The 2,304-nt window shown below is 67.1% G+C and carries 1 protein-coding gene; it reads left to right on the top strand.

Translation table 11 applies throughout. The features are described 5' to 3' along the window. Positions 1 to 2,304 (top strand): type I DNA topoisomerase (gene topA, locus B2869_RS13815; protein ID WP_292767752.1); only part of this gene is annotated, 2,304 nt, incomplete at both ends.

Below are 2,304 nucleotides of genomic sequence, written 5' to 3'. Positions count from 1 at the left end.
CGAACAGGCCAAGCAGAACACGCGCGACCTCGACACGGCGCTGGTCGATGCGCAGGAGACGCGACGCATCCTCGATCGCCTGTACGGGTACGACATCTCTCCGGTGCTCTGGCGCAAGGTCGCGCCCAAGCTCTCCGCAGGCCGAGTGCAGTCGGCGGCGACGCGACTCGTCGTCGACCGCGAGCGCGAGCGCCAGGCGTTCCGCGCTGCCGAGTACTGGGACCTCACCGCGACCTTCCGACCCGACGACAGCGCTACCGACACCACGGCGTTCCAAGCCCGGCTCGTGCGGCTCGACGCCCAGCGCGTCGCCACCGGCGGCGACTTCGGCGACGACGGCAACCTGACGGCTCGTGCGTCGAAGGCGGGGGTCATTCCGCTGGAGCAGGAGCGTGCCGAGCGCCTCGCATCCCTGCTCGCTGCGGACGCCAGGGGAGAAGTCGTCTCCGTCGAGACGAAGCCGCACACGCGTCGCCCTGCAGCGCCGTTCACCACGTCGACGCTGCAGCAGGAGGCCTCTCGCAAGCTCCGCTACAGCTCACGGCAGACGATGTCGTTCGCGCAGTCGCTGTATGAGAACGGCTACATCACGTACATGCGTACCGACTCGCCCTCGCTCTCGAAGCAGGCAGTGCAGGCGGCCCGGTCGCAGGCTGCGGAACTGTACGGCGCGCAGACGCTGCCCGAGAAGCCGCGCGTGTACACGGGCAAGTCGAAGGGCGCCCAGGAGGCGCACGAGGCGATCCGGCCGGCCGGTGAAGTGTTCCAGCGTCCGAGCTCTCTCAAGGGGAAGCTCACGCAGGGCGAATTCGCGTTGTACGAGTTGATCTGGAAGCGCACGGTTGCCAGCCAGATGGCAGACGCCAAGGGCTCCACCGACACCGTGACCCTCTCGGCACAGGTGTCGGAGGCCGGAAGCGCTGCACCGACCGCTGCGGAATTCACCACCAGTGGCACCGTCATTACCTTCCCCGGATTCCTCCTCGCATACGAGGAAGGCCGCGATGAGAACCGCGGCGACAAGTCCGGCGATCAGAATGCGAAGCTCCCGCAGTTGTCCTCGGGCCAGGGGCTCGGCATCGAAGAGCCGACCGCGAAGGGCCACGAGACGAGCCCGCCGCCGCGCTACACGGAGGCCAGCCTCACCAAGCGACTCGAAGAACTCGGCATCGGCCGTCCGTCGACGTACGCCGCGATCATCAGCACGATCATGGATCGCGGTTACGTCACGAAGAAGGGGCAGGCGCTCGTTCCCAGCTGGATCGCCTTCTCCGTCGTACGACTCCTGGAAGAGCACTTCAGCGAGCTCGTCGACTACGACTTCACAGCCGAGATGGAGAACGACCTCGACCGCATCGCTTCGGGCGAGGCGGATCGCGGCAAATGGCTCGGCGAATTCTACTTCGGCACCGACGCGCACCCCGGCCTGCGCGGCGTCGTCGACAACCTGGGCGAGATCGACGCGCGTGCGATCAACACGATCAAGATCGATGATGAGATCTCGCTCCGCAACGGCAAGTACGGCCCGTACCTCGAGGTCTTCGACGACAAGTGCGAGGTCGATGAAGACGGCGTGGTGAAGCCGCGCAGCGTCAACATCCCCGACGGCCTCGCGCCCGACGAACTGACGCCTGCCAGAGCCCACGAGCTCGCCGACGCCGAACCGGCCGAGGATCGCGTCGTCGGTCTCCACCCGCAGACTTCGAAGCGCATCGTCGCGAAGAACGGGCGCTTCGGTCCCTACGTCACCGAGCTCCCCGATGAGGGCGAGGAACTGCCGAAGGGCCAGAAGCCCCGCACAGCGTCCCTGTTCAAGAGCATGGACCCCGCCACGATCGAGCTCGACAGCGCGGTCGCGCTGCTCGACCTTCCCCGTGTCGTCGGAGTGGACCCCGAGTCCGAGGCTGAGATCACCGCGCAGAACGGGCGCTACGGCCCGTACCTGAAGAAGGGAAGCGACACGCGATCGCTTCCGAGCGAAGATGCGATCTTCTCGATCGATCTCGCCGGAGCCCAGGAGCTGTTCGCTCAGCCCAAGTACGGCGCGAAGCGCGCGTCGAGCGCGCTGAAGGAATTCGATGCCGACCCCGTGAGCGGCAAGCCGATCAAGGTCAAGGACGGCCGTTTCGGCCCGTACGTCACCGACGGTGAGACGAACGCGACGATCCCGCGCGGCGACAGCGTGGACGAGATCGACTTCGCCCGCGCCGTCGAGCTCCTGGCGATCAAGCGCGCGAAGGGCCCCGCGAAGAAGAAGGCTCCCGCGCGGAAGCCCGCGGCGAAGAAGGCGGCGGCGAAAAAGCC

This window comes from Microbacterium sp. UBA3486 (assembly GCF_002377845.1).
GTDB lineage: Bacteria > Actinomycetota > Actinomycetes > Actinomycetales > Microbacteriaceae > Microbacterium > Microbacterium maritypicum_A.
The sequence above is the reverse complement of the archived record's forward strand: the minus strand, read 5'-3'. Positions and strand labels throughout refer to the sequence as shown.